The 20,312-nt window shown below is 71.3% G+C and carries 17 protein-coding genes; 6 read left to right on the forward strand and 11 right to left on the reverse strand.

Features of this window, described 5'->3' with window-relative positions:
• Positions 1–141: 141 nt before the first annotated feature.
• Positions 142–1,179, forward strand: coding sequence for a lactonase family protein (locus JHN45_RS06065; RefSeq protein WP_201048313.1), 1,038 nt, complete (start codon positions 142–144; stop codon positions 1,177–1,179).
• 118 nt (positions 1,180–1,297) lie between these two features.
• Here JHN45_RS06065 and JHN45_RS06070 read toward each other — a convergent pair whose 3' ends face one another.
• From JHN45_RS06070 to JHN45_RS06085, 4 genes are all read right to left on the reverse strand, one after another.
• Positions 1,298–2,221: a sirohydrochlorin chelatase gene (locus JHN45_RS06070; protein WP_200711154.1), complete on the reverse strand. Its 924-nt coding sequence runs from the start codon at positions 2,219–2,221 to the stop codon at positions 1,298–1,300.
• Between the two features lie 95 nt (positions 2,222–2,316).
• Complete coding sequence (locus tag JHN45_RS06075) at positions 2,317–3,279, reverse strand: N-acetylglucosamine kinase (RefSeq protein WP_201048314.1); 963 nt, start codon at positions 3,277–3,279, stop codon at positions 2,317–2,319.
• Between the two features lie 338 nt (positions 3,280–3,617).
• Positions 3,618–4,295 carry a uracil-DNA glycosylase gene (locus tag JHN45_RS06080; RefSeq protein WP_200711152.1) on the reverse strand — a complete coding sequence of 226 codons (678 nt, stop codon included), beginning with the start codon at positions 4,293–4,295 and terminating at the stop codon, positions 3,618–3,620.
• A gap of 172 nt (positions 4,296–4,467) precedes the next feature.
• Positions 4,468–5,619, reverse strand: coding sequence for a sialidase family protein (locus JHN45_RS06085; RefSeq protein ID WP_200711151.1), 1,152 nt, complete (start codon positions 5,617–5,619; stop codon positions 4,468–4,470).
• A gap of 215 nt (positions 5,620–5,834) precedes the next feature.
• On the opposite strand from JHN45_RS06085, the gene JHN45_RS06090 reads away from it, so the two are divergent.
• Positions 5,835–6,419 (forward strand): hypothetical protein, encoded by a 585-nt coding sequence (locus tag JHN45_RS06090; RefSeq protein WP_200711150.1) that lies wholly within the window; start codon positions 5,835–5,837, stop codon positions 6,417–6,419.
• A 77-nt stretch (positions 6,420–6,496) separates the two neighbouring features.
• Here the strand turns inward: JHN45_RS06090 and JHN45_RS06095 are convergent, their stop codons facing one another.
• Together JHN45_RS06095 and JHN45_RS06100 are read right to left on the reverse strand one after the other, a co-directional pair.
• Positions 6,497–8,506 (reverse strand): HEAT repeat domain-containing protein, encoded by a 2,010-nt coding sequence (locus JHN45_RS06095; RefSeq protein WP_201048315.1) that lies wholly within the window; start codon positions 8,504–8,506, stop codon positions 6,497–6,499.
• 86 nt (positions 8,507–8,592) lie between these two features.
• Positions 8,593–10,260 (reverse strand): acyl-CoA dehydrogenase family protein, encoded by a 1,668-nt coding sequence (locus JHN45_RS06100; protein ID WP_201048316.1) that lies wholly within the window; start codon positions 10,258–10,260, stop codon positions 8,593–8,595.
• Positions 10,261–10,334: 74 nt separating this feature from the next.
• On the opposite strand from JHN45_RS06100, the gene JHN45_RS06105 reads away from it, so the two are divergent.
• Complete coding sequence (locus JHN45_RS06105; RefSeq protein ID WP_200711480.1) at positions 10,335–11,090, forward strand: PaaX family transcriptional regulator C-terminal domain-containing protein; 756 nt, start codon at positions 10,335–10,337, stop codon at positions 11,088–11,090.
• Between the two features lie 39 nt (positions 11,091–11,129).
• Here the strand turns inward: JHN45_RS06105 and JHN45_RS06110 are convergent, their stop codons facing one another.
• Positions 11,130–11,924 (reverse strand): pectate lyase, encoded by a 795-nt coding sequence (locus JHN45_RS06110; protein WP_201048317.1) that lies wholly within the window; start codon positions 11,922–11,924, stop codon positions 11,130–11,132.
• A 32-nt stretch (positions 11,925–11,956) separates the two neighbouring features.
• Positions 11,957–12,907: a polysaccharide lyase family 1 protein gene (locus tag JHN45_RS06115; protein WP_200711482.1), complete on the reverse strand. Its 951-nt coding sequence runs from the start codon at positions 12,905–12,907 to the stop codon at positions 11,957–11,959.
• Between the two features lie 247 nt (positions 12,908–13,154).
• Here JHN45_RS06115 and JHN45_RS06120 point away from each other — a divergent pair, with 247 nt between their 5' ends.
• Positions 13,155–14,483: a PHB depolymerase family esterase gene (locus JHN45_RS06120; protein ID WP_201048318.1), complete on the forward strand. Its 1,329-nt coding sequence runs from the start codon at positions 13,155–13,157 to the stop codon at positions 14,481–14,483.
• A 53-nt stretch (positions 14,484–14,536) separates the two neighbouring features.
• Positions 14,537–15,808 (forward strand): SGNH/GDSL hydrolase family protein, encoded by a 1,272-nt coding sequence (locus JHN45_RS06125; RefSeq protein WP_201048319.1) that lies wholly within the window; start codon positions 14,537–14,539, stop codon positions 15,806–15,808.
• Here the strand turns inward: JHN45_RS06125 and JHN45_RS06130 are convergent.
• Complete coding sequence (locus JHN45_RS06130; RefSeq protein ID WP_201048320.1) at positions 15,805–17,154, reverse strand: nucleobase:cation symporter-2 family protein; 1,350 nt, start codon at positions 17,152–17,154, stop codon at positions 15,805–15,807. The genes JHN45_RS06125 and JHN45_RS06130 overlap by 4 nt on opposite strands.
• Positions 17,155–17,281: 127 nt before the next feature.
• Complete coding sequence (locus JHN45_RS06135) at positions 17,282–18,628, reverse strand: FAD-dependent oxidoreductase (RefSeq protein ID WP_201048321.1); 1,347 nt, start codon at positions 18,626–18,628, stop codon at positions 17,282–17,284.
• Between the two features lie 227 nt (positions 18,629–18,855).
• Here JHN45_RS06135 and JHN45_RS06140 point away from each other — a divergent pair, with 227 nt between their 5' ends.
• Positions 18,856–19,332 carry a DUF6214 family protein gene (locus JHN45_RS06140; protein ID WP_200711487.1) on the forward strand — a complete coding sequence of 159 codons (477 nt, stop codon included), beginning with the start codon at positions 18,856–18,858 and terminating at the stop codon, positions 19,330–19,332.
• A gap of 26 nt (positions 19,333–19,358) precedes the next feature.
• Here JHN45_RS06140 and JHN45_RS06145 read toward each other — a convergent pair whose 3' ends face one another.
• On the reverse strand, positions 19,359–20,054 hold the full coding sequence (locus JHN45_RS06145; RefSeq protein ID WP_200711488.1) for a TetR/AcrR family transcriptional regulator: 696 nt from the start codon (positions 20,052–20,054) through the stop codon (positions 19,359–19,361).
• Between the last annotated feature and the right edge of the window lie 258 nt (positions 20,055–20,312).

The following is a 20,312-nucleotide window of genomic DNA, read 5'->3' on the forward strand; positions in this document are numbered from 1 at the left end:
CGGCCCCGCGCGGAACTCGCCGAGCCCTTGCGCGGACGCTCCGGCGTGCCCCGTCGGAACGGACTCGGCACTTTGGTCTAGACCGCTCATGATCGACTGCTACCGTCACCCCGGACAGCACTGAACCGAGAGGGGACAGCGGTGACAGACGGCGGCAGGCGGCAACGGCGGGCCTTCATCGGGTCGTTCACGGCGGCGGGCGGCCCTGGTGTCGTCGCGGCGTCCGTGGACGCGCACAGCGGCGCGCTGACCGTTCTGAGCAGTGTCGACGGCGTCCCCGACCCCTCGTATCTGGCCCTGGCGCCCGAGGGGAACACCCTCTACGCGGTCAGCGAGACGGACGAGGGCGCGGTGGCCGCGTACCGCGTCAACGGCGACAAGCCCGAACCGCTCGGCCCGCCGGTGCGCCTCGGCAGCGCGGGACCGACCCACCTCAGCCTGTACGCGGGGCACGTCCTGACCGCCGACTACGGCTCCGGCAGCGTCACCGCCGTCCCGGTCCGCCCGGACGGCACACTGGCGGACCGGCCCTCCGGACAGCTCCGGCACACCGGCTCGGGCCCGCACGAACGACGCCAACAGGGGCCGCACGCCCACCAGATCCAGCCCGACCCCAGCGGCCGTTGGGCCGTCGGTATCGACCTCGGCACCGACTCCGTGCTGGTGTGCACACTGGACGACGGACGCCCCGTACTGCACCGTGAGATCGCCCTCAGGCCGGGCTCGGGCCCCCGCCACCTCGCCTTCCACCCCGACGGCGACCGCGCCTACGTCCTCAACGAACTCACCCCGACCGTCACCGCCTGCCGCTGGGACGCCGAGAGCGGCGCACTGAAGCCGCTGGCCGAGACCCCGGTGCTCCCGGGCGCACCGGCGGGCGACGCCGCCTACCCCTCCGGCATCATGACCTCGCCGGACGGCCGCTTCGTCTGGACGGCGACCCGCGGCGAGGACGTGCTGTCCGTGCTCGCCGTCGAGGGGGAGGGGCTGCGCCTGGTCGGGACGGTGCCCTGCGGGGGCCACTGGCCGCGCGCGCTCACCGAGTCCGGCGGCTACCTGTACGTGGCGAACGAGCGGTCGGGCGACGTGACCTGGTTCGCCGTCGACCCCGCCACCGGCATCCCGCGCCCCGCCGGCTCGATCGACGTGACCGCCGCGTCCTGCGTGGTGTTCGACTGACCCCACAGGCCGTGTCCACGGCATGCCGAAGGGCCCGCTCCCGCGTGAGGAGGGGCCCTTTCGGCGCTACGGCGTTACACGTGCCAGGCCAGGACAGGCCGGTGCGGACCGGATCGGGTCAGCGGACCGGGGCGCCCTGCTGCTGCGGCGGGGCGATACCCAGCGCAGTCGTGTACTTGGAGAGCGCGAGCTTGCCGATCGCCGGGTACGGGCCGAGCGCCTCGGCGGCCGAGCAGCCGGCCTCGGCAGCCGCCGCCTGGAGCAGACCCGGGTCGATCTCGGGGCCGATCAGGTAGGGCGCCAGCGCGAGCTGCTGCGATCCGGACCCGCGCAGCTGCTCCGCGATGGCCGCGATCGAACCTTCCTGGTCCAGCGCCGCCGCCATCACCGGCACGGCGAGACGCGCGGCGAGCAGCATGCCGGTGATACCGGCCGCCTGCACGGCCTCCTCGCCGCCCACGGACGCGAGGATGATGCCGTCCGCGGCGGTCGCCACGGTGAACAGCCTGGCCCGGTCGGCACGGGCAAGACCCGCCTCGGAGAGCCGTACGTGCAGCGCTTCGGCGAGCAGCGGGTGCGGGCCGAGCGAATCGGTCAGATCGGCCGCGACCCGGCTGTCCATGACGGCCTGGCGGACCTGGCGCAGCAGCGCGCTGTCCGGACCGGCGAGCAGCGGCACGACGACGGCCACGGGACCGTCCGGCTCCTTGACGTCGGCACCGGCGGCCCTGGCCTGCTCGAAGCGGGCGGTGCGCTCCTCGGCCGCGTGCGCGAGCACGGCCGTCAGCGTGGGGAACTCGGCGTCGTCCCCGTCGAGATAACCGATGCGCCCGTCGAGACCGGGCAGCTCGGAGCGCGCGATGCTCACGACCTCCTCGGCGAGGCTGCGCGTGGCGGCGCTGGGCGTGCCCGGCACGGCGAGCACCAGCGCGGGCGCGCCCTCGGGAGCCGCCAGCGGCTCGGGTCGGCGGTGCCGCCCGGGCTGGCGAGGTCGCGGCATTCGTACTGGCAGGCCGGACGCGGGCCCAGTGGGGGAGCTCATGGCGAGGCATGTTACTGGCTTCTTGGGCTCCCCTGTTCGGGGAGGGTGCAGGTGAGCGGTATCCGTCCTGTTTTGTCTGATGAGTTACGCACGGATCAGAAGTGATCACCTCGCCCCGCCACGCCCACCACGTGCACCATCACGCCGTCGGTCGGCAGAGTGAGCGCACCCGCCGCGAGGTCGCGCGCGATCCGCACGGCACCGTCGAGCGGATCGCCCGCCGCCGCGACCGGTCGGGCGTGCGGCAGCCGTTTCGCCAACTCCTCGCGCACCGGTACGAGGAGCGGGTCGCCCAACCGGAACAGGCCACCGGTGAGGGCGACCTGAGGCTCGCCGGTCGTCGGGCAGACCGCGGCGGCCGACTCGGCCATGTGCCGGGCCGCGGCACGCAGAATGCCCGCCGCCACCGGATCGTCCGGCGCGCACTGGGCGACACGGGGCGCGAAGGAGGCCAGTACGGCGGGCCGATCCGGCCGTGGATAGAGCTTGCCGGGCAGTCCCGGCACCAGCCCGAACTGCTCCTCGGCGCAGGCCAGCAGAGGCTCGGAACCGCCGTCCCGCCCGTCGTACGCCCGCAGCGCCGCCTCCAGCCCGGTCCGCCCGATCCACGCCCCGCCACCGCAGTCGCCCAGCAGATGCCCCCAACCGTCGGCCCGCCGCCAGCCGGTGAGGTCGGTGCCGACCGCGATGAGTCCCGTCCCGGCCGCGACCACGGCACCGGGCCGCGCCCCGAGGGCACCGACATAGGCGGTGACGGCATCGGCGACGAGCGCGAGCGTCCGCACCCCGAACTCCCGCGCCAGCGCCCCCGGCAACTCCTCCCGCAATCCGTCCCCGAGGGTGGCGAGCCCGGCGGCCCCGATGACGGCCGTACCCCACTCGGCGCGCCCGGCATCACCGGCCAACTCCCGCACCATGGGCACCAGTTGCTCCATGAAATGCCCGGCGTCGATACCCCGCGCACCGGTCCGCACCGGCTCCCCGGACGCGACCGCCACGGACACCGGCCGCCCGACTTTCCCTACGACGACCCGCAGCCCGGAGCCTCCGGAGTCCACGGCGAGAAACCCGACGCCGGCATCCGGTGCGGAGGGCGTCGCAGAGGGAACCGGCCCTCGAAGTCCAGCTGACGAACTCCCGGCCGCGGCGCCAGCCCTCGCGGTGCCACCGGAGGACACCGGCGCGTCCGGAGCGCCAGCCCTGACCAAGGGCAAGGGCCCGTCCGAGGTCGCCTCAGCGCCAGGTCTGGCCCCTGCGGATTCTCCGGAGGACACCGGTCCACCCGAAGTCCCTTCGCTGCTGCCTCTGGCCTCGACGGTCCCGCCAAGGGAGTCCGGCCCGCTCGAAGCCCCCGGCGCAGCCGCCGCCCCGTCCGAACCGTCGTCCCCCGGACCCGTCACGGCAGGCGCCAGTCCACCGGTTGTCCTCCCTGCCGGACCAGCAGGTCGTTGGCGCGGCTGAAGGGGCGGGAACCGAAGAAGCCGCGGTCGGCCGACATCGGGGACGGGTGGGAGGACTCCACCGCGGGCAGGTCGCCGAGGAGGGGGCGCAGATTGCGGGCGTCGCGGCCCCACAGGATCGACACCAGCGGCTTGCCGCGCCCGGCCAGCGCCCGTATCGCCTGCTCGGTGACCTCCTCCCAGCCCTTGCCGCGATGCGCGGCCGGACTGCGCGGGGCCGTGGTCAGCGCCCTGTTGAGCAGCAGCACCCCCTGCTGACTCCACGGCGTCAGATCACCGTTGGACGGCTGGGGCAGCCCCAGGTCCGTGTTCAGCTCCCGGTAGATGTTGAGCAGGCTCGGCGGCAGCGGACGTACCTCGGGGGCCACCGAGAACGACAGCCCCACGGCGTGCCCCGGGGTCGGGTACGGATCCTGTCCGACGATCAGGACGCGGACCTCGTCGAAGGGCTGCTGGAAGGCCCGCAGGACATTCGGCCCGGCCGGTAGATAGGTGCGCCCGGCGGCGATCTCCGCGCGCAGGAAGTCCCCCATTTCGGCGACGCGTCCGGCCACGGGTTCCAGGGCTTTCGCCCAGCCCGGTTCGACAATCTCATGCAACGGTCGTGGTGCCACGGGCGTCACCCTACTGCCGTACACGGCTCGACGATCAACCGGTCGTCCGAGCCCGACCGAGAACGACCGGACTGTGCGCCCGCGTGAACGAAGCCTCCCCATAAGGCAGTTGCCCAAAAGGCAGCCCCGGTCCCGGAGTTCGCCGGCGTCGTGCGCGGGGGAGTTGTCGTCCTCATGCGATCACCGCGGCGCGCACGCACAGCACATCGGGGAGATGGGACGCCAACTGCCGCCAGCTGTCCCCGTCGTCGTCCGACGCGTACACCTCGCCGTTGCGGTTGCCGAAGTACACGCCCGCCGGGTCCGCGCCGTCCGTGCACATCGCGTCGCGCAACACCGTGCCGTAGTGGTCCTCGGCCGGCAGTCCCGCCGACAGCGGCTCCCAGCTTCCGCCCGCGTCGGCCGTACGGAAGACCCGGCAGCGGTGTCCGGCGGGCACCCGGTCCGCGTCCGCGTTGATCGGGAACACATAGGCGGTGTCGCCGCGATGGGGATGGGCCACCGCCGCGAAGCCGAACGTGGACGGCAGCCCCTCGCCGATGTCCGTCCAGTGCGCGCCCGCGTCGTCGCTCCGGTACACCCCCCAGTGGTTCTGCAGATACAGCCGGTCCGGGGTCGCCGCGTCCTGCGCGATCTTGTGCACGCACTGCCCGAACTCCGGGTTGGGATCCGGCAGGAACACCGCGGAGACACCGGAGTTGGACGGCTCCCAGCTCGCGCCCCCGTCACGTGTGCGGAAGACTCCGGCGGTCGAGACGGCGACCGTCACGGCCTTCGGGTCGCGCTCGTCGGTGAGGACGGTGTGCAGCCCCTCCCCACCGCCGCCCGGCACCCAGCGCGAGCGGGTGGGGTGCTCCCAGAGGGGACGGACGAGGTCGAAGCTCTCGCCGCGGTCCTCGGAGCGGTACAACGCGGCCGGTTCCGTGCCCGCGTACACCACCTCGGGTTCAGCCGCGGCCGGGTGCAGCTGCCACACCCGCTCCAGTGAAGCCCCCGTGTCCTTCGGGAACTTGACGGCCGGTCGCTCCGGCTCGACCCAGGTACGCCCCAGGTCGTCGGAGTGGAACACCGAGGGACCCCAGTGAGCACTGTCACCACCGGCCAGCAGTCTCGGCATGTGGCCCCTCGTGTCGACAGCGACCGAATACAGCGCCTGCGCGTTGAAGTACGGACTCTCGTCGAACTCCCAGACTCCACCCCGCCTGCGCCCGATGAACAGGCCTTTTCGCGTGCCCACCGCGAGCAGCACCTCGGTCATGACGATCACCTCCACCGCGTTTTTGGCCACTTCGCCCCCCTCACCAGCCAGTCTGCACCCCACCACTGACAGTCACCCCCGGAACCGACGTCACCGCAGGTCAGGACCCTGTTCCCAGCCCGAAGGACAGATCCCGGGAACACCTCTCGCGAAAACCCCGCGCGCACCTCGTCAACCATGGGACCGTCGAGTCGGGGTATTCGTCGTGAGCATCGAGGAGACGTCTCCCGTATGGGAGGGCGGTTCGGCGTATCAGTGCGTTCATGAGGAGGATGCCTTCGATGGCGTTCCGAGGTCCGAAGGTGTGGCTGTGGCGGTGGCGGCGCAATCCGCTCAAGCGCCGCGCCGATGCGGTGGAGTCGTGGATCGTGCTCGGTGCCTGGTTGATCACCGTTCTGGCAGGCGTGCTGGTCGGTCTGACGGCCACCCGGTCCGTCGAACATGAACTGGCCCAGGAGCGCGTCGAGTGGAAACCGGTGGTGGCACTGGTGACCCAGGACGCGCCCGGCCCCTCCCCGGCGAACTCCGGGAGAACGAACAGCGAGCTGGTCTGGGCGAAGGTCCGCTGGACGGCCGTGGACGGCTCCTCGCACACCGGCCAGATCCGTGTTCCCTCCGGCAGCGGCATCGGCACTCCGGTGACCATCTGGACCGACCCGCAGGGCCATCTGGTCACCAAGCCCGCCTCCGTGTCCCAGGCCCAGCTGCGGGCCGCACTGATCGGCACCCTGCTGGGAATGGGCGCGGCAGCCGTCCCCTTCATCGGAGCACGCGCCCTCCGGATCCGGCTGGAACGCCGACGCATGGACCAGTGGGACGAGGAGTGGGCACGCTTCGGCCCGCTGTGGAGCCGTAAGACGGGCTGAGCGAGACGGGCTGCCCGCCCGGCATGACATGAGCGCCCCTGGCACACGGATCGACGCAGGGGCCCTCGTCATGCCGGTCACCCCTCCCTGCCGTCCTCGGCACAACCGCCCGCAACCACCTCCCGGCACATCCCCAACAGCCGTTCGTCCGCCAGAACGTCCTGGCTCCCGTGCCCGCCCGCCCGCGCCAAATGCCGTCGCGGAGCGGCGAGTTCCGCCTCCGCAAGGTCGCGCAGGGGCGCCCCGGCAGCCCCCATCCCGACCAGGCACGCGGCGACAGCGCCCCGCACACGCGGATGCCCGGTCCAAGCCGACCGCAGCACCGGAAGCACCCTCTCCGTATCCCCGGTCACCCGCCACAGCGCCTGGGCCCCCGTGACCCGCTCCTCCGCGCAATCCGCCTCGACCATCCGCGCCAGCCCGTCCGACGCGACCCGGGCGGACACCCCGACCCGCGCCAGTACCTCCGCGGCCACCCGGCGCCGCTGCCCGTCCGAACCCGCCAACTCCCGCAACAGGGACGGCAGTACGGCCGACACATCCCCCTCCACCGACCACAACGCGCCCGCCGCGACACCCGCACACTCGGACTCCAACAGCCCGCGCAGCACCGGTACGACACCCTCCGCCACGACCCCGAACGCGTCGAGCGCCCGGACCGCCGACCCCACGACCCGCTGCCTGGACCGCACCCCGTCCGGCATCCCGCGCACCAGGCGCAGCACCTCCGGTACGGCCTCCCGGTCGGCGAGCGCGGTCAGCGCGGACAGCAGTGGCAGGGCACGGGCGGACGTCTCCGGGGAGTCGAGAGGCACACGGCCGAGCCGGTACCGCAACGCCGGGGCCAGCGGTGCGGCCGAGCGGCCCAGGTGGACGATCACCCGTCCCAGGTCGTCGGGTACGACCGGTCCCGCGAGCACCTCGGCGAGTACCGGTGTCGCCCGCGGATCGCCGCTGCGGGCAAGGGATTTGAGCGCGCAGCCCAGGGCCGGCGCCCCACGCTCCCAGCGCTGCGTCCACAGTTCGGGGCGCGCGATCACGAGCGCGTGCAGGTGATCGGCGGCCGACGCGGCCAGGTGGAAGAGTTCTCCCAGCACCGACGACGCGGCATCGCGCAACCGGTAGGCCTCCGTGCCCAGTTGCTCACCGACCAGCGCGACGAGTGCCGAGTGGTCGCCCCGCCACTCGCGGAACAGCCCGGCCGACATCCACACCCCGTTGCACCGGTCGGTGGGGTCCGGAGCGGTCAACTGCCCTTCCAGCAGGGCGATCCGGTCGGCCACCCGCCCGCCGAGCGCGGTGTGCAGCGTGCGCACGAGCTGGGCGCCCTCCTCGTCCGAGGGGCGAAGCCGCCGTAACCGCCCGGCGAGGGTGTCCGGGCCGTCGATGTAGTCCTGCGCACGGAGGCCCGACCGACGCTGCTCGGACCGCTCCCCGAGCAGGTCCACGACCGTCGGGACCAGGTCGGCGGGGAGCAGATCCGGTGCGCAGCACGCGAGTTGGCCGAGTGCGGCGAGCCGTAGCCCCGGGTCGTACGGCGGAACGCCGAGTGCCAGCAGAGTGTCCAGCGCCTCGGCGGCGTGGGCCGGATACCGCCGTACGAACAGACCGAGGCTCTCGACGAGGGCGAGCAGCACCCGGTCGTCCCGCTCGGCGGTGATCCGCTGCCGTAACAGGCCCAGCACGCGCGTGGGTTGATCGAGGAACCGGACCAGCCCCTCGGCGGCGGCCCGGCGTACGCAGGAATCCCGGTCGTCGGCTAGCGCGACGAAGGCCTCGGCCCCCGCCACGAGGACAGCCTCGGCCGATCCGTGACCCCGCCCGATGCTGACCAGGAGTTCCACCAACTCGCCCCGCTCCGCGACCTCCTCGTCAGTGGCGAGCGCGAACAGAAACGGAACGCAGGCGAGTGTCGAGTCGTACACCGACCCCTCGTGGTGCACCGCGCCGTACATCCCGTCGAGCGCGCTCGCCCGCTCGGCGGGGTCCGTGGAAGCCAGTCCCCTGAGCAGTTCGGGCACGTCCTCGGCACTGCCGTACGCATGGCGCAGCGAGGCCCAGTCGACCTCGTCGATCCCCGTGAACACGTTGCCCTCCCCAGACGAAGTGCCAACTGATCGCGAGTCTGCACCACGCCACTGACAACGAAACGGAATCGAGAGGTGACCGAGGGTCAGTCTCCGTCGGGCAGGGCGCGGGAGAGGATCGCGCCGAGGTCGGCGGAGCCGGGGAGTGTGCCGAAGGAGTGTCCCCAGTCGCCGCCCAGCCGGGTCGCGCAGAAGGCGTCGGCGACCGCGGCCGGGGCGTGTCGTACGAGGAGGGACGCCTGGAGGGTGAGCGCCATCTGCTCGACGAGGCGCCGTGCGCCGGTCTCGGTCGCCTCGTTCAACGCGCTCCGCAACCGGCTCACCGCCGCGTCCAGGCGGGCGTCCGCGCCCCGCGCCAGGGCGAGTTCGGAGAACAGGGCCTCCGCCGGGCCGGGGTCTCGGCTCAACGCCCTTAGTACGTCCAGGGCGTTGACGTTCCCTGAGCCCTCCCAGATGGAGAGGAGAGGAGCCTCGCGATAGTGCCGGGGCATGCCCGAGTCCTCGACATAGCCGTTGCCGCCGAGGCACTCCAGGGCCTCCGCCGTGAAGGCCGGACCGCGCTTGGTGACCCAGTACTTGCCCACGGCGGTGGCGATCCGGCGGAACGCGGACTCGGCGTCGTCCCCGCGCACCGCACGGTCCGCCGCGCCCGCCAGCCGCAGCGTGAGGGTCGTCGCGGCCTCCGACTCCAGCGCCAGATCGGCCAACACATTGCGCATCAGCGGCTGTTCGAGCAGTCGCGCGCCGAACGCACCGCGGTGGCGCACATGGTGGCCCGCCTCGACGAGCGTCTTGCGCATCAGTGTCGCCGACATCATCACGCAGTCCAGACGGGTGCAGTTGACCATCTCGATGATGGTCTTGACGCCGCGGCCCTCGGGCCCGACCAGCCAGGCCACGGTTCCGTCGAACTCCGGCTCCGAGGACGCGTTGGACCGGTTGCCCAGCTTGTCCTTCAGCCGCTGGATACGGAACACGTTGCGGCTGCCGTCGGGCAAAACACGCGGCACCAGGAAGCACGACAGCCCGCTCGGAGCCTGCGCCAGCACCAGGAACACGTCGCACATCGGCGCCGACGTGAACCACTTGTGGCCACGCAGGGTGTACACGCCGGGTTCGGCGGTCGGGGTGGCCGTCGTGGTGTTCGTGCGGACGTCCGAGCCGCCCTGCTTCTCCGTCATCCCCATCCCGGCCAGCAGCCCGCGCTTCTCGGTCGGGACGCGCAGGCCCGGTTCGTACACCCGGCTGGTGAGCAACGGCTCGTAGACCGCGGCCAGTTCGGGCTGGGCGCGCAGCGCGGGAACGGCGGCGTACGTCATCGACGTCGGGCATCCATGGCCCGCCTCGGTGTGTCCCCACACCAACCCGCCTGCCGTACGGGCCACATGGGCACCGGGGCGCTCGTCAGCCCAGGGCGCGCCCGCCAACCCCTCGGCGACGGCGACGCCCATCAGCCGGTGCCAGCTCGGGTGGAACTCGACCTCGTCGATCCGGTTGCCGTACCGGTCGTGCGTGCGCAGTTCCGGCTCGTGCCGGTTCGCCTGCTCACCCCACTCCTGTGCTTCTGCACTGCCCGCCGCCCGGCCGAGCCGCCGTACGTCCTCCTCGGCCCAGCCGGCGCCTTCCCGGCGGAGCCCCTCAAGGAGGGCCGTGTCCTCGGAGGCGTCGTACGGGGTGAGGGGCGGGGGCTGGTTGGTGACGTCGTGCGTGGCGTTCCGGGGCTGCGGCGGCGTGTGCGCGAGTGTCTGGGCCATACGGGAAGTGTTGCACTATCTCTGCGGTCGCATCAATGATGTAACACGAGGATCGCCCCGTAGAGTACGAGGCCATGCGGATGAACGTGACAGAAGGGCCCGGCGAGGTGGATCTGCGCCCGTTGTCCGCGCGGTCGGTCGTCCTCAGCCTGCTGCTGGGCACGCATCCGCCCGAGCTGCCTGTACGGGATCTGCTGCGCGCCGTCGAGCCGCTCGGTGTCGCCGGATCCACCTTGCGGGCCGCGCTCAGTCGGATGGTCGCGGCCGGAGATCTGCGGAGCACGGACGCCGTCTACCGGCTCAGCGACCGTCTGCTGGAACGCCAGCGCCGCCAGGACATCGCCGTACACCCCGAGACCCGCCCCTGGGACGGCGACTGGGAGATGACCGTCGTCACCGCGACCGGCCGCGGCCCCGCCGAACGCGCCGAACTGCGCGGGGAGTTGACCGCACTGCGGCTCGCGGAACTCCGCGAGGGCGTCTGGCTCCGCCCGGCCAATCTGCTACGACCCCGACCGGACGAACTCGGCGCGGTGGCCCGGCACTTCACCACCCGCCCCGAGGAGCCCGCCCGCGAACTCGCCGCGAACCTGTGGCCACTTGAGGCCTGGGCGAAGACGGCCGAGGCGCTGCTCACTCGGATCACCGCCACCGCCGACCGTCCGGCCGACCGTTTCACCGTACTCGCCGCCGTCGTACGCCACTTGCTCGCCGACCCGGTCCTGCCTCCCGAACTCCTGCCCGCCGACTGGCCGGGCCCCACCCTGCGCGCCGAATACACCGGCCACCGGCGGGAGTTGATCGCGGCCGTGCTCGGAAACCCGGGATGACCCGAGGAGCCCGGCACGGCCGCCTTCACCGCGGTGGGCTCACTTGTACGTGATGTCCGAGGCCGCGTACTTGCAGTAAGTGCCGTCCGTGCCCGTGCCGTTGGTGGTCGGCTCCGCGCCCGTGTTGTTCCCGATGTACTTCTGACAGGGGATCATCTTCTTGCTGGTGTCCCCGACGATCGTGATGGCCTTCAGGGTCGCGCTGTCGCCGTAGTTGGTGTTGATGCCGACGATCCGGCTGCCCTTGTACGTCGCCTCGATGGTGTTGAGGTTGATCGTGCGCTTGTACTGGGTCTTGCAGTTGCCGCAGGAGCGCACGAACGTACCGAAGGTCTGCGCCGCGAAGTTGGAGACGTTCAGCGTGCCGGCGCCGTTGAACTGGAACACCTTGTCGCTGGCCTCCTTCGCGCCGCCGCCGTTCACGGTGTACACGTTGGACGACGAGGAGCCCAGGAAGGTCGCCGCGTCCTCGCCGACGTCCTCCCACCACACGTTCTGCAGCGTGCAGGCGCCCAGGCAGTGGATGCCGTCGGCGGCGGGGGAGCCGATGATGACGTTCTTGACGACGGCGCCCGGGGCCAGTTCCAGGATGGGCCCCTGGTCCTCGTCCTGGCTGCCCGTGCCCAGGTCGCCGCTGCCGTACAGGCGCAGCATCCCGTAGTCCTTGGTGCCCGAGACCGAGATGGTCGAGGTGACGGCCTGGCTGCCGCTCGCGGTGGGCCAGGTGGCGGCACTGGCCGGCGAGAGCGCACCGGATGCCATGATCATGCCAATCGAGAGGCCGAAGGCCGTTACCGCGCCGGTCAGCACGCGTGGCCGTAGGGAAGAAGTCATGTCCCGATTCCTTCTCCGAGGTGGGGGAGTGGTCAGAGTTTTCCGGTGCCCGCGCCGGACGTCACCGAGGCGACGACGGTCGAGGCGGGCTCGGCGGTGTAGCTGTACGGCGGGCTGGTGAACGTGCCGACCTGCGAGATCTCGGTGGCGGCTCCGCCGAGGTCGTTGCCGCTCAGGTTGGCGTAGCCGTCCACGTCGCTGTCCCGGTTCGTCGTGACGGCGACCTCCGTGTCGCGGAAGACGTTGTTCTGGACGAACATCTGGGCGCCCATGCGCGAGTGCACGGCCGTCTCGGCGCCGACGACGTAGTTGTCGTAGAAGTGCCCGGTGCCGAAACGCAGGCTGGGGATACGGGAGTTGACCTGGTCGAACCAGTTGTGGTGGTACGTCACCCGCAGATGCCCGGTGTCCTCGCTCGCGTTGTTGTCGCTGTGGCCCACGAGCGAGCCCTTGTAGTGGTTCTTGAAGGTGTTCCAGGAGACGGTGACGTAGTCGGAAGCGTGCGTGATGTCGAGCAGGCCGTCGTAGTAGTCCTTGCCGTGGTCGAGGTCGGACGAGAAGGCGTTGTGGTCGATCCACACCTTCGTCGAGGCCTGCACGGTGATGCCGTCGGCGGGCGCGACCGGCTTGCTGATGTTCAGGTTGCGTACGACGACGTTCGTCACCTTCTTCAGGCGCAGCCCGCCACCGGTGAACCCGGACGCCGAACCCACGCCCAGGACCGTCGTGTTGGACCCGATGTCCACCTGACCGCTCAGCGAGATCAGGCCGTTGACCTTCACCACCTTCGAAGTGCTCCCGGTGACCGCCGACTTGAAGGCGTCCAGCGTCGACACCGTGACCGCCGTGGCGCTGCCGCCGCCGGTCGTGCCGGCGCCGAAGCCGACCGGCGAGGTGTCGGCCGCGGCGGCGGAGTGGGGGAGCGAGAGCGCGGCCGTCGCGGCGAGAGCGACCGCCGCCAGAGCTGATCTTCGAGTACGCATGCGGGTGCGTCCCTTCGGGAGGGCATGGGTGATCGGATACGTGAACGATGTACGCCATGAAGGACCGCGCGGTCACACTTCTGAACGGAACGTAGGGTGCAAGCGCTTTCTAGTCAACGCTCCGCGCGAAACTATTCGGAGCGTGGGAGCGCTTCCATGGGGCTCATGTCCATGTCACGATGCCGATGGTTTCCCTCGAACGACGCCGCACGAGCCGCACGAGCCGCGATCAGGAAGGGACGATGACGTGCGCCCCACAGCCGCCGACAACACTCTCAAGTCCGCCCGGAAGAAGCCGCGTTCGGTACTCGTCGCTCTCTTCGGAGCGCTGGTGCCGTTGCTCGCGGCACTGACCCTGCTGGCACCCCCGGCCGCCGCCCGCACCGAGGCCGTCCCCACCGCGACCCTCACCGAGGTCACCGGCTTCGGCACCAACCCCAGCAACCTGCAGATGTACGTGTACGTCCCGGCCGCCGTCACCGCCCACCCGGCGGTCGTCGTGGCCGTACACTACTGCGGGGGATCGGGCCCCGCGATGTACTCCGGCACCGAATACGCCTCGCTGGCCGACCAGTTGGGGTTCATCGTCGTCTACCCGTCGGTCACCCGCGCCAGCAAGTGCTTCGACGTCTCCTCACCCCAGGCGCTGCACCGCGACGGCGGCAGCGACCCGGTCGGCATCAAGTCCATGGTCGACTGGGTGAAGACCACCTACTCCGCCGACCCGAGCCGCGTCTACGCCCTCGGCATCTCCTCCGGCGCGATGATGACGAACGTCCTGCTCGGCGACTACCCCGACGTCTTCGCGGCCGGCGCCGCCTTCGCGGGTGTGCCGTTCGGCTGCTTCGCCACCACCGACGGCTCCGAGTGGAACACTGCCTGCGCCAACGGCACCGTCGTCCAAACCCCGCAGCAGTGGGGCGACTTGGTGCGCGGCGCCGACCCCGGCTACACCGGCCCCCGCCCCCGGATGCAGCTCTGGCACGGCACCGCCGACGACACCCTGCGCTACCCCAACTTCGGCGAGGAGATCAAACAGTGGACCAACGTGCTGGGCGTCGGCCAGACCCCGGCCGCCACCGACTCCCCGGCCACCGGCTGGACCCGCACCCGCTACGGCGCCACCGGTGACCAGGCCCCCGTCGAGGCGATCAGCCTCCAGGGCGTCACCCACAACCTCTACACCTATGGCATGGGCGCCCGCGTCCTCACCTTCTTCGGCCTCTCCGGCGGCGGCACCACGCCCCCGCCCTCGACCGGCCCCTGCAGGGTGACGGTCACGACCAGCGCCTGGAACACCGGCCTCACCGCCTCCGTGACGCTCACCAACACCGGTACCAGCACGGTGAACGGCTGGCAGCTCGGCTTCACCCTGCCCACCGGCCAGACCATCACCAACGGCTGGGGCGCGACCTATGCCCCGGCCTCCGGCACGGTGACGGCCACCAACGCGTCGTACGACGGCACGATCGCCCCGAACGCGAGCGTGACCATCGGCTACCAGGCGAACCACACCGGCAACAGCGCCGCGCCCACCGCCTACACCCTCAACGGGACCGCCTGCACGGTCGGTTGACCCGTACTCCGGCGCCCTTCGCCCCCAACTCCTGCCCGAGGAAGGCGGATTCCGTGCACCTCACGAGACGGACCGTGATCGGCGCCGCGACCTCGGCGCTGTCCGCCCCCAACTCGGTGCGTGTCAAGGGGAGTTCGACACGCACCGGCTCGCACTGGGTGAACACCTGGACGGCGATGCCCCAGCTCACCGAGCCCGGCAACCTGCCGCCCGCGCCGTTCACCGGGACCGGATCGGTCCTGGTCGACACCACGCTCCGACAGACGCTCCGCGTCACTACCGGAGGCCGGACGCTGCGCCTGCGCTTCTCCAACGCCTACGGCGACACCCCGCTGCCGCTCACCGCCGTGACGATGGCGCTCCCGAAGGACGGCAGGGCGGGCGCGAGCGCGATCGTGCCCGGCAGCGGCAGGCCGGTGACGTTCGCCGGGCGCGGGTCGGCGACCGTGCCGGTCGGTGCCCAACTGGTCTCGGATCCGCTGGACTTGGACCTGCCCGCCGCATCCGTCCTGACCGTGACGACCTACCTGGCGACGGGCCAGCCGTCACTCGCGCTCACCTCGCATCCGGGCTCGCGCACGACGTCGTATCTCCGACTCGGAGACCACACGCAGGACGAGGACCTGCCCGGTGCGACCCCGGTCGACCACTGGTATCTGCTGAGCGACGTCGAGGTGTTGACCCCGCGCACCACCACGGCCGTGGCGATCCTGGGCGACTCGCTCACCGACGGCCGCGGCTCCACGACCAACGCCAACGACCGCTGGCCCGACCAGCTCTACGACCGCCTCCGCGCCCACCCCGCCACCGCCGCCGTAGCGATCCTGAACCAGGCGGCGGGCGGAAACCGGGTCCTCAACGACGGTCTCGGCCCCAACGTCCTCGCCCGCCTCGACCGCGACGTCCTCTCCCGCAGCGGAGTCACCCGCCTCATCGTCTTCGAGGGCGTCAACGACATCGGCACCGCGGACGCGACCCGCGCAGCCCAACACCGGTTGACAGAAGACCTGTTGGCCGCCTACGACCAGATCGTCGTCCGCGCCCACGCGCAGGGCATCCGCGTCTACGGCGCGACCCTGCTCCCCTTCGGCGGTAACACCTACGACGACCCGGCGGGCGAGCGCGAGCTCTCCCGCCGGACCGTCAACACGTGGATCCGGACGAGCGGGCACTTCGACGCGGTGCTCGACTTCGACCGTGCCGTACGCGATCCGGCCGACCCGCGGCGCCTGTTGGAGTCCCTCCAGGTGGGCGACTGGCTGCATCTCAATCCGGCGGGGTACAGCGTCCTGGCCGCGACGGTCCCCGCCGGACTGCTGCGTTAGACGACCGGCTCCTTCGCGGAGGTGGGGGCCGCGGCTGAACTGCCCTTCACCGGAAGGTGGTTGAAGACCAGGTTCAGCACGATCGCCGTCAGGCAGCCCGCGCTGATGCCGCTGTTCATCACCGTCTGGAACCAGTCCGGGAACTGCGCGTACACGGTCGGCACACCGACCGGCAGCATGCCCACGGCCACCGAGACGGCGACGACGGTGAGGTTGTGGTTGTCCTTGAAGTCGACCTGGGTCAGGGTGCGGATGCCGCTCGCGGCGACCGTGCCGAACATGACCAGGCCCGCGCCGCCGAGCACCGGTGCTGGTATGGCCGCGACGACCGCGCCGAGCTTGGGCAGCAGACCGAGGGCCACGAGGATGCCACCGGCGACGGCGACGACCCAGCGGCTGCGGACCCGGGTCATGCCGACGAGGCCGACGTTCTGGGCGTACGCCGTGTACGGGAAGGTGTTGAAGACGCCGCCGAGGACGGTGGAGAGGCCGTCGGCGCGCAGGCCGTCCGCGAGGGAGCGCGGCTCGATCCCGCGGTCGGTCATCTCGCCCACCGCGATCAGGTCACCGGTCGTCTCGGTCATCGTCACCAGCGCCACCACCAGCATCGACACGATCGCCGAGGCGTGGAAGGTAGGAGTTCCGAAGTGAAACGGGGTGCTGATGCCGACCCAGTCGGCGTCCCCGACCCCGCCGAAGTCCGTGAACCCGAACACCACCGCGGCCACCAGCCCCACGGCCATGCCGATCAGCACCGCGATCCGGCTCAGGAACGCGGGCGCGAACCGCTGCACACCCAGGACGACCACGAGGACGAAGGCCGCGAGAGCGAGGTTCTTCGGCTCGCCGAAGTCTTTTGAACCCTGGCCGCCCGCCGCCCAGTTGCCCGCCGCGGGCAGCAACGACAGACCGATGATCAGGATCACCGTGCCGGTCACGAGCGGCGGGAAGAAGCGCAGCAGCTTGCCGAACACCGGTGCCAGCAGCGCGATGGCGAGCCCCGCGACGATCACGGAGCCATAGATCGCGGGCAGTCCGCCGCCCGTCGTACCGATCAGCACCATCGGCGACACGGCCGCGAACGTACAGCCCTGCATGATCGGCAGCCGTACCCCGAACCGCCAGAAGCCGACGCACTGGATGAGCGTCGCGATACCGCACACCAGCAGGTCGGCGGTGATCAGATACGCCAGATCGGCGGCCGACAGCTTCATCGCCCCGCCGACGATCAGCGGCACCGCCACCGCGCCCGCGTACATCGCGAGCACATGCTGCAGCCCGAAGGCGGCCAACTGCCGTACGGGTGGGACCTCGTCGACGGGATGCACGGGTGTGGTCGTTGCCATGGGCACTCCTGAGCGGCGGAGAGGGGAGAAGGGGGAGGGGAGGAACATGTGGACAGCACGAGACCGTAAGCGCCTTGAACAGTTTGTTGATTTCTGAGGTGTTGCCGCCGTGTGTCATGCCCATCCGTTATGCGCGCGACGCACGCACCGCCTCCCGAAGGGCCTCCCAGCCAGGCAGTTTCACCACACCGCCCCGCCCGAGCGAGGCCCCCAGCTCGGCCTCGGCCCGCTCGATGGCCTCCCACCCGGCCCACTCGACCGGCTCGATCCCCTCGGCGCGCAGCGCGGTGAGCGGGTCTTCGGACGCCTCATGTCGTACGAGCGTGGCGGCGTCCTCCAGCAGGGACGTCACCGTCTCCTTGGCGTCGGGGCGGTTGGTGCCGATGACGCCGGTCGGGCCCCGCTTGATCCAGCCGGCCACGTACTCGCCGGGTACGGGCACTCCCTCACGCAGGACGCGGCCCGCCCGGTGCGGCACGACACCGAGTTCGGCGTCGAACGGCAGCCCGTCCAACGGAACCCCGCGATAGCCCACCGAACGCAGCACCAACTGGGCCTCGATGTCCACCAGTTGACCCCTGCCCAGCACTCCGCCCCGCCCGTCCGGCGCGGTCCGTTCGAAGCGCGCCGCGCCCACCCGCCCTGCGTCCGCGAGGAGTTCGACGGGGCGGAGGAAGAAGCGGAGGTGGATACGGCGTGCCGCGCCCGAGGGTGGCAGGGCCGCCCAGGCGCGCAGCGTCTCCACGTTGCGGCGTTGCGCGGCGGGCAGGGCGGCGGGGTCCAGGGAGTCCGGGTCGAGCGCCAACTCGGCTGGATCCACAACCACTTCGGTGTCCGGCAGGCCGCCGAGTTCGCGCAGCTCCTTGGTGGTGAAGCGGGCCTGTGAAGGGCCGCGCCGGCCGACCATGTGGATGTCCGTCACGCCGCTCGCGGCCAGCGCGGTGAGCGCCGCCTGCGGTATGTCGGTGCCGCTCAGCTCGGCCGTGCCGCGCGCCAGTATCCGCGTGACGTCCACCGCGACATTGCCCACGCCGATGACGACGGCCGAGCGTGCGCCGAGCACGAAACCGTCGGCGGTGGAGTCCGGATGGGCGCTGTACCAGGACACGAACTCGGTCGCCGACCAGCTGCCCGGCAGCTCCTCGCCGGGAATCCCCAGGTGACGGTCGGTGGCCGCACCCACGCAGTACACGACCGCGTCGTAGAGCTCCCGCAGTCGTGCGGTCGTCAGCCCACCGGGCCCCACCTGTACCCCGCCGAGGAACCGCACCCGCTCGTGCTCCAGTACCGTCCGCAGGTTGTTCTGCAGCGACTTGATCTTCTCGTGGTCCGGCGCCACGCCGTAGCGCACCAGGCCGTACGGGCACGGGAGCCGGTCCAGGACGTCGACCAGCGCCCCGGGCTCCCGCTGGACCAGACTCTGGGCGGTGTAGACCCCGCTCGGCCCGGAGCCGACCACGGCGATACGCAGCACTGCGGAACTCCTCACCCGTCAGGCACACAGGAGATCGCTGAATCGTCAGACCGCTGGCAACTCCAGGGTCCCACCACCGGGGCTCCGCTGACAGGGTGCCGTGCGTACCCGTACGAGACGGGGGCGCGCGTGTCCGTTCGTATGGAATGTGATCATGCGGTTACGTTGCGTGTGTGCTAGAAGCATCCTTTGTTAATCTTTCCGATCGCTGCCCGGAGGACGGCGCGGTGTCCGTGTGGCCCGCGTGGGAAGTGCAGGAGCACGACGGAGCCACCTCGTGGTTCCACGTCCGGCTGGCCTTCACCGACGGCGCCCGGGTCGACGCGCTCGCCGTGGTCTCCGACCAGAGCGTCTCCGTCGAGGACGTGCGGGCCCAACCAGCCCTGTCCCTCGACGACTTGACGGTGCTGGCCGACTGGATCGAGGGACCGCTCTTCGAGGCCTGTGGCCTGGAGTCAGGGCCTGGGTACGAAGGGGACGAGGGGGTCGAGTCGGGCGTGGCGCGCCGGGCCCGGCCGCCCTGGCCGCGTGGCATCGAGGGGCGGTGGCTGGTCGCCCAGGAGTACCGCGCCGCGCAGGAGGAGGGCGTCGATCCGGTCCTCGCGGTGATGTGCGCGACCGGACACAGTCGGCGCCGCTCTCTCCGGCTCATCTCCCAGGCGCGTGATGCGGGCTATCTGACGCCTCGTCATGCGAGGCGTTGAGCCGGTGAGTTGGGGCGACGGCTGGGCTATGCGCCGGTGGGCTCCGCAGGATGCTGGTCCGTCGACCGGTCGTCCGTCGCGAAGAACCGTGAAAGGTCCATGTCCGCTGCCGCGCCCGGTGTGCTGCCGGTTTCGGGTGGGACCCCCAACTCCCAGTCGAGCCCGTACCGTTCGAACAGCTCGGTGCGCAGCACCGGGATCGGCATCGGTACCCCGGGCACGAGCGCCGCGTAGACCGCGCCCATGAGGAGGGCCCGCAGCATCGGGTAGTCGGACGGGTCGTTCCCCGACTTGTACCGCGCGATCGTCTCGCCGAGCAGTTCGGCCAGGCGCCGCTGCTCCGGGCACTGCACGAAGCCCTCGCCCTGGAGCAGTCCGGCCATGTGCTGGCGCATGAGCACGGGCCGGTCGTGCGCGAGGCCCAGGATCGCGTCGATGGCCCGCGCCATGCGCTCCCGCTCGTCGGTGGTGCGCGGCTCGCGCTCCAGCGCTTCTTCCAGCGTCCGGTGCATCAGCCGATGCACGGCGGACTGCACGAGCTGGCGTTTTCCGGGGAAGTAGTACGACACCAGTCCGCGCGCCGAGCCGGCCCGGTCCGCGATGTCACCCAAGGTCGTGGCCTCGAAGCCGCGCTCACCGACCAGCTCGACCGCCGCCTGCAGAAGCCGCTCCCGGGAACGCCGTCGCAACTCTTCATTGACCGAGGCGCTTCGCGGGGACATGCTGTAACTCCTGCGTTGACTGGCTATCAGCCAACTATACTCAGGACGTACGGGTCCCCGTCGCGAGGGCCCGTCGAATGCTGCCGTCCGTCTGGGGCGACGCGGGGGATCGTCTCAGGCGGGCGGCTCCTTTTCACCCCAATGGTTACCTCGGGCGACCTTTGGCCCGGCGTCCGGCGCCGCCTTCTCGCACATCTGTCGCACGGCACGTGATCCGTCCCTAGAGTGGGCACGGGTGACGAGCCGAGGAGGCGCACG

It is taken from the genome of Streptomyces sp. MBT53 (assembly GCF_016654115.1).
Taxonomy (GTDB): Bacteria; Actinomycetota; Actinomycetes; order Streptomycetales; family Streptomycetaceae; genus Streptomyces.

What these genes read in the sequence shown, in the direction of transcription:
- JHN45_RS06070 (WP_200711154.1), bottom strand. Translation starts at nt 2,221, where the DNA reads ATGAGCTCCCCCACTGGGCCCGCGTCCGGCCTGCCAGTACGAATGCCG.
- JHN45_RS06090 (WP_200711150.1), top strand. Translation starts at nt 5,835, where the DNA reads ATGGCGTTCCGAGGTCCGAAGGTGTGGCTGTGGCGGTGGCGGCGCAAT.
- JHN45_RS06100 (WP_201048316.1), bottom strand. Translation starts at nt 10,260, where the DNA reads ATGGCCCAGACACTCGCGCACACGCCGCCGCAGCCCCGGAACGCCACG.
- JHN45_RS06105 (WP_200711480.1), top strand. Translation starts at nt 10,335, where the DNA reads ATGCGGATGAACGTGACAGAAGGGCCCGGCGAGGTGGATCTGCGCCCG.
- JHN45_RS06110 (WP_201048317.1), bottom strand. Translation starts at nt 11,924, where the DNA reads ATGACTTCTTCCCTACGGCCACGCGTGCTGACCGGCGCGGTAACGGCC.
- JHN45_RS06115 (WP_200711482.1), bottom strand. Translation starts at nt 12,907, where the DNA reads ATGCGTACTCGAAGATCAGCTCTGGCGGCGGTCGCTCTCGCCGCGACG.
- JHN45_RS06130 (WP_201048320.1), bottom strand. Translation starts at nt 17,154, where the DNA reads ATGGCAACGACCACACCCGTGCATCCCGTCGACGAGGTCCCACCCGTA.
- JHN45_RS06145 (WP_200711488.1), bottom strand. Translation starts at nt 20,054, where the DNA reads ATGTCCCCGCGAAGCGCCTCGGTCAATGAAGAGTTGCGACGGCGTTCC.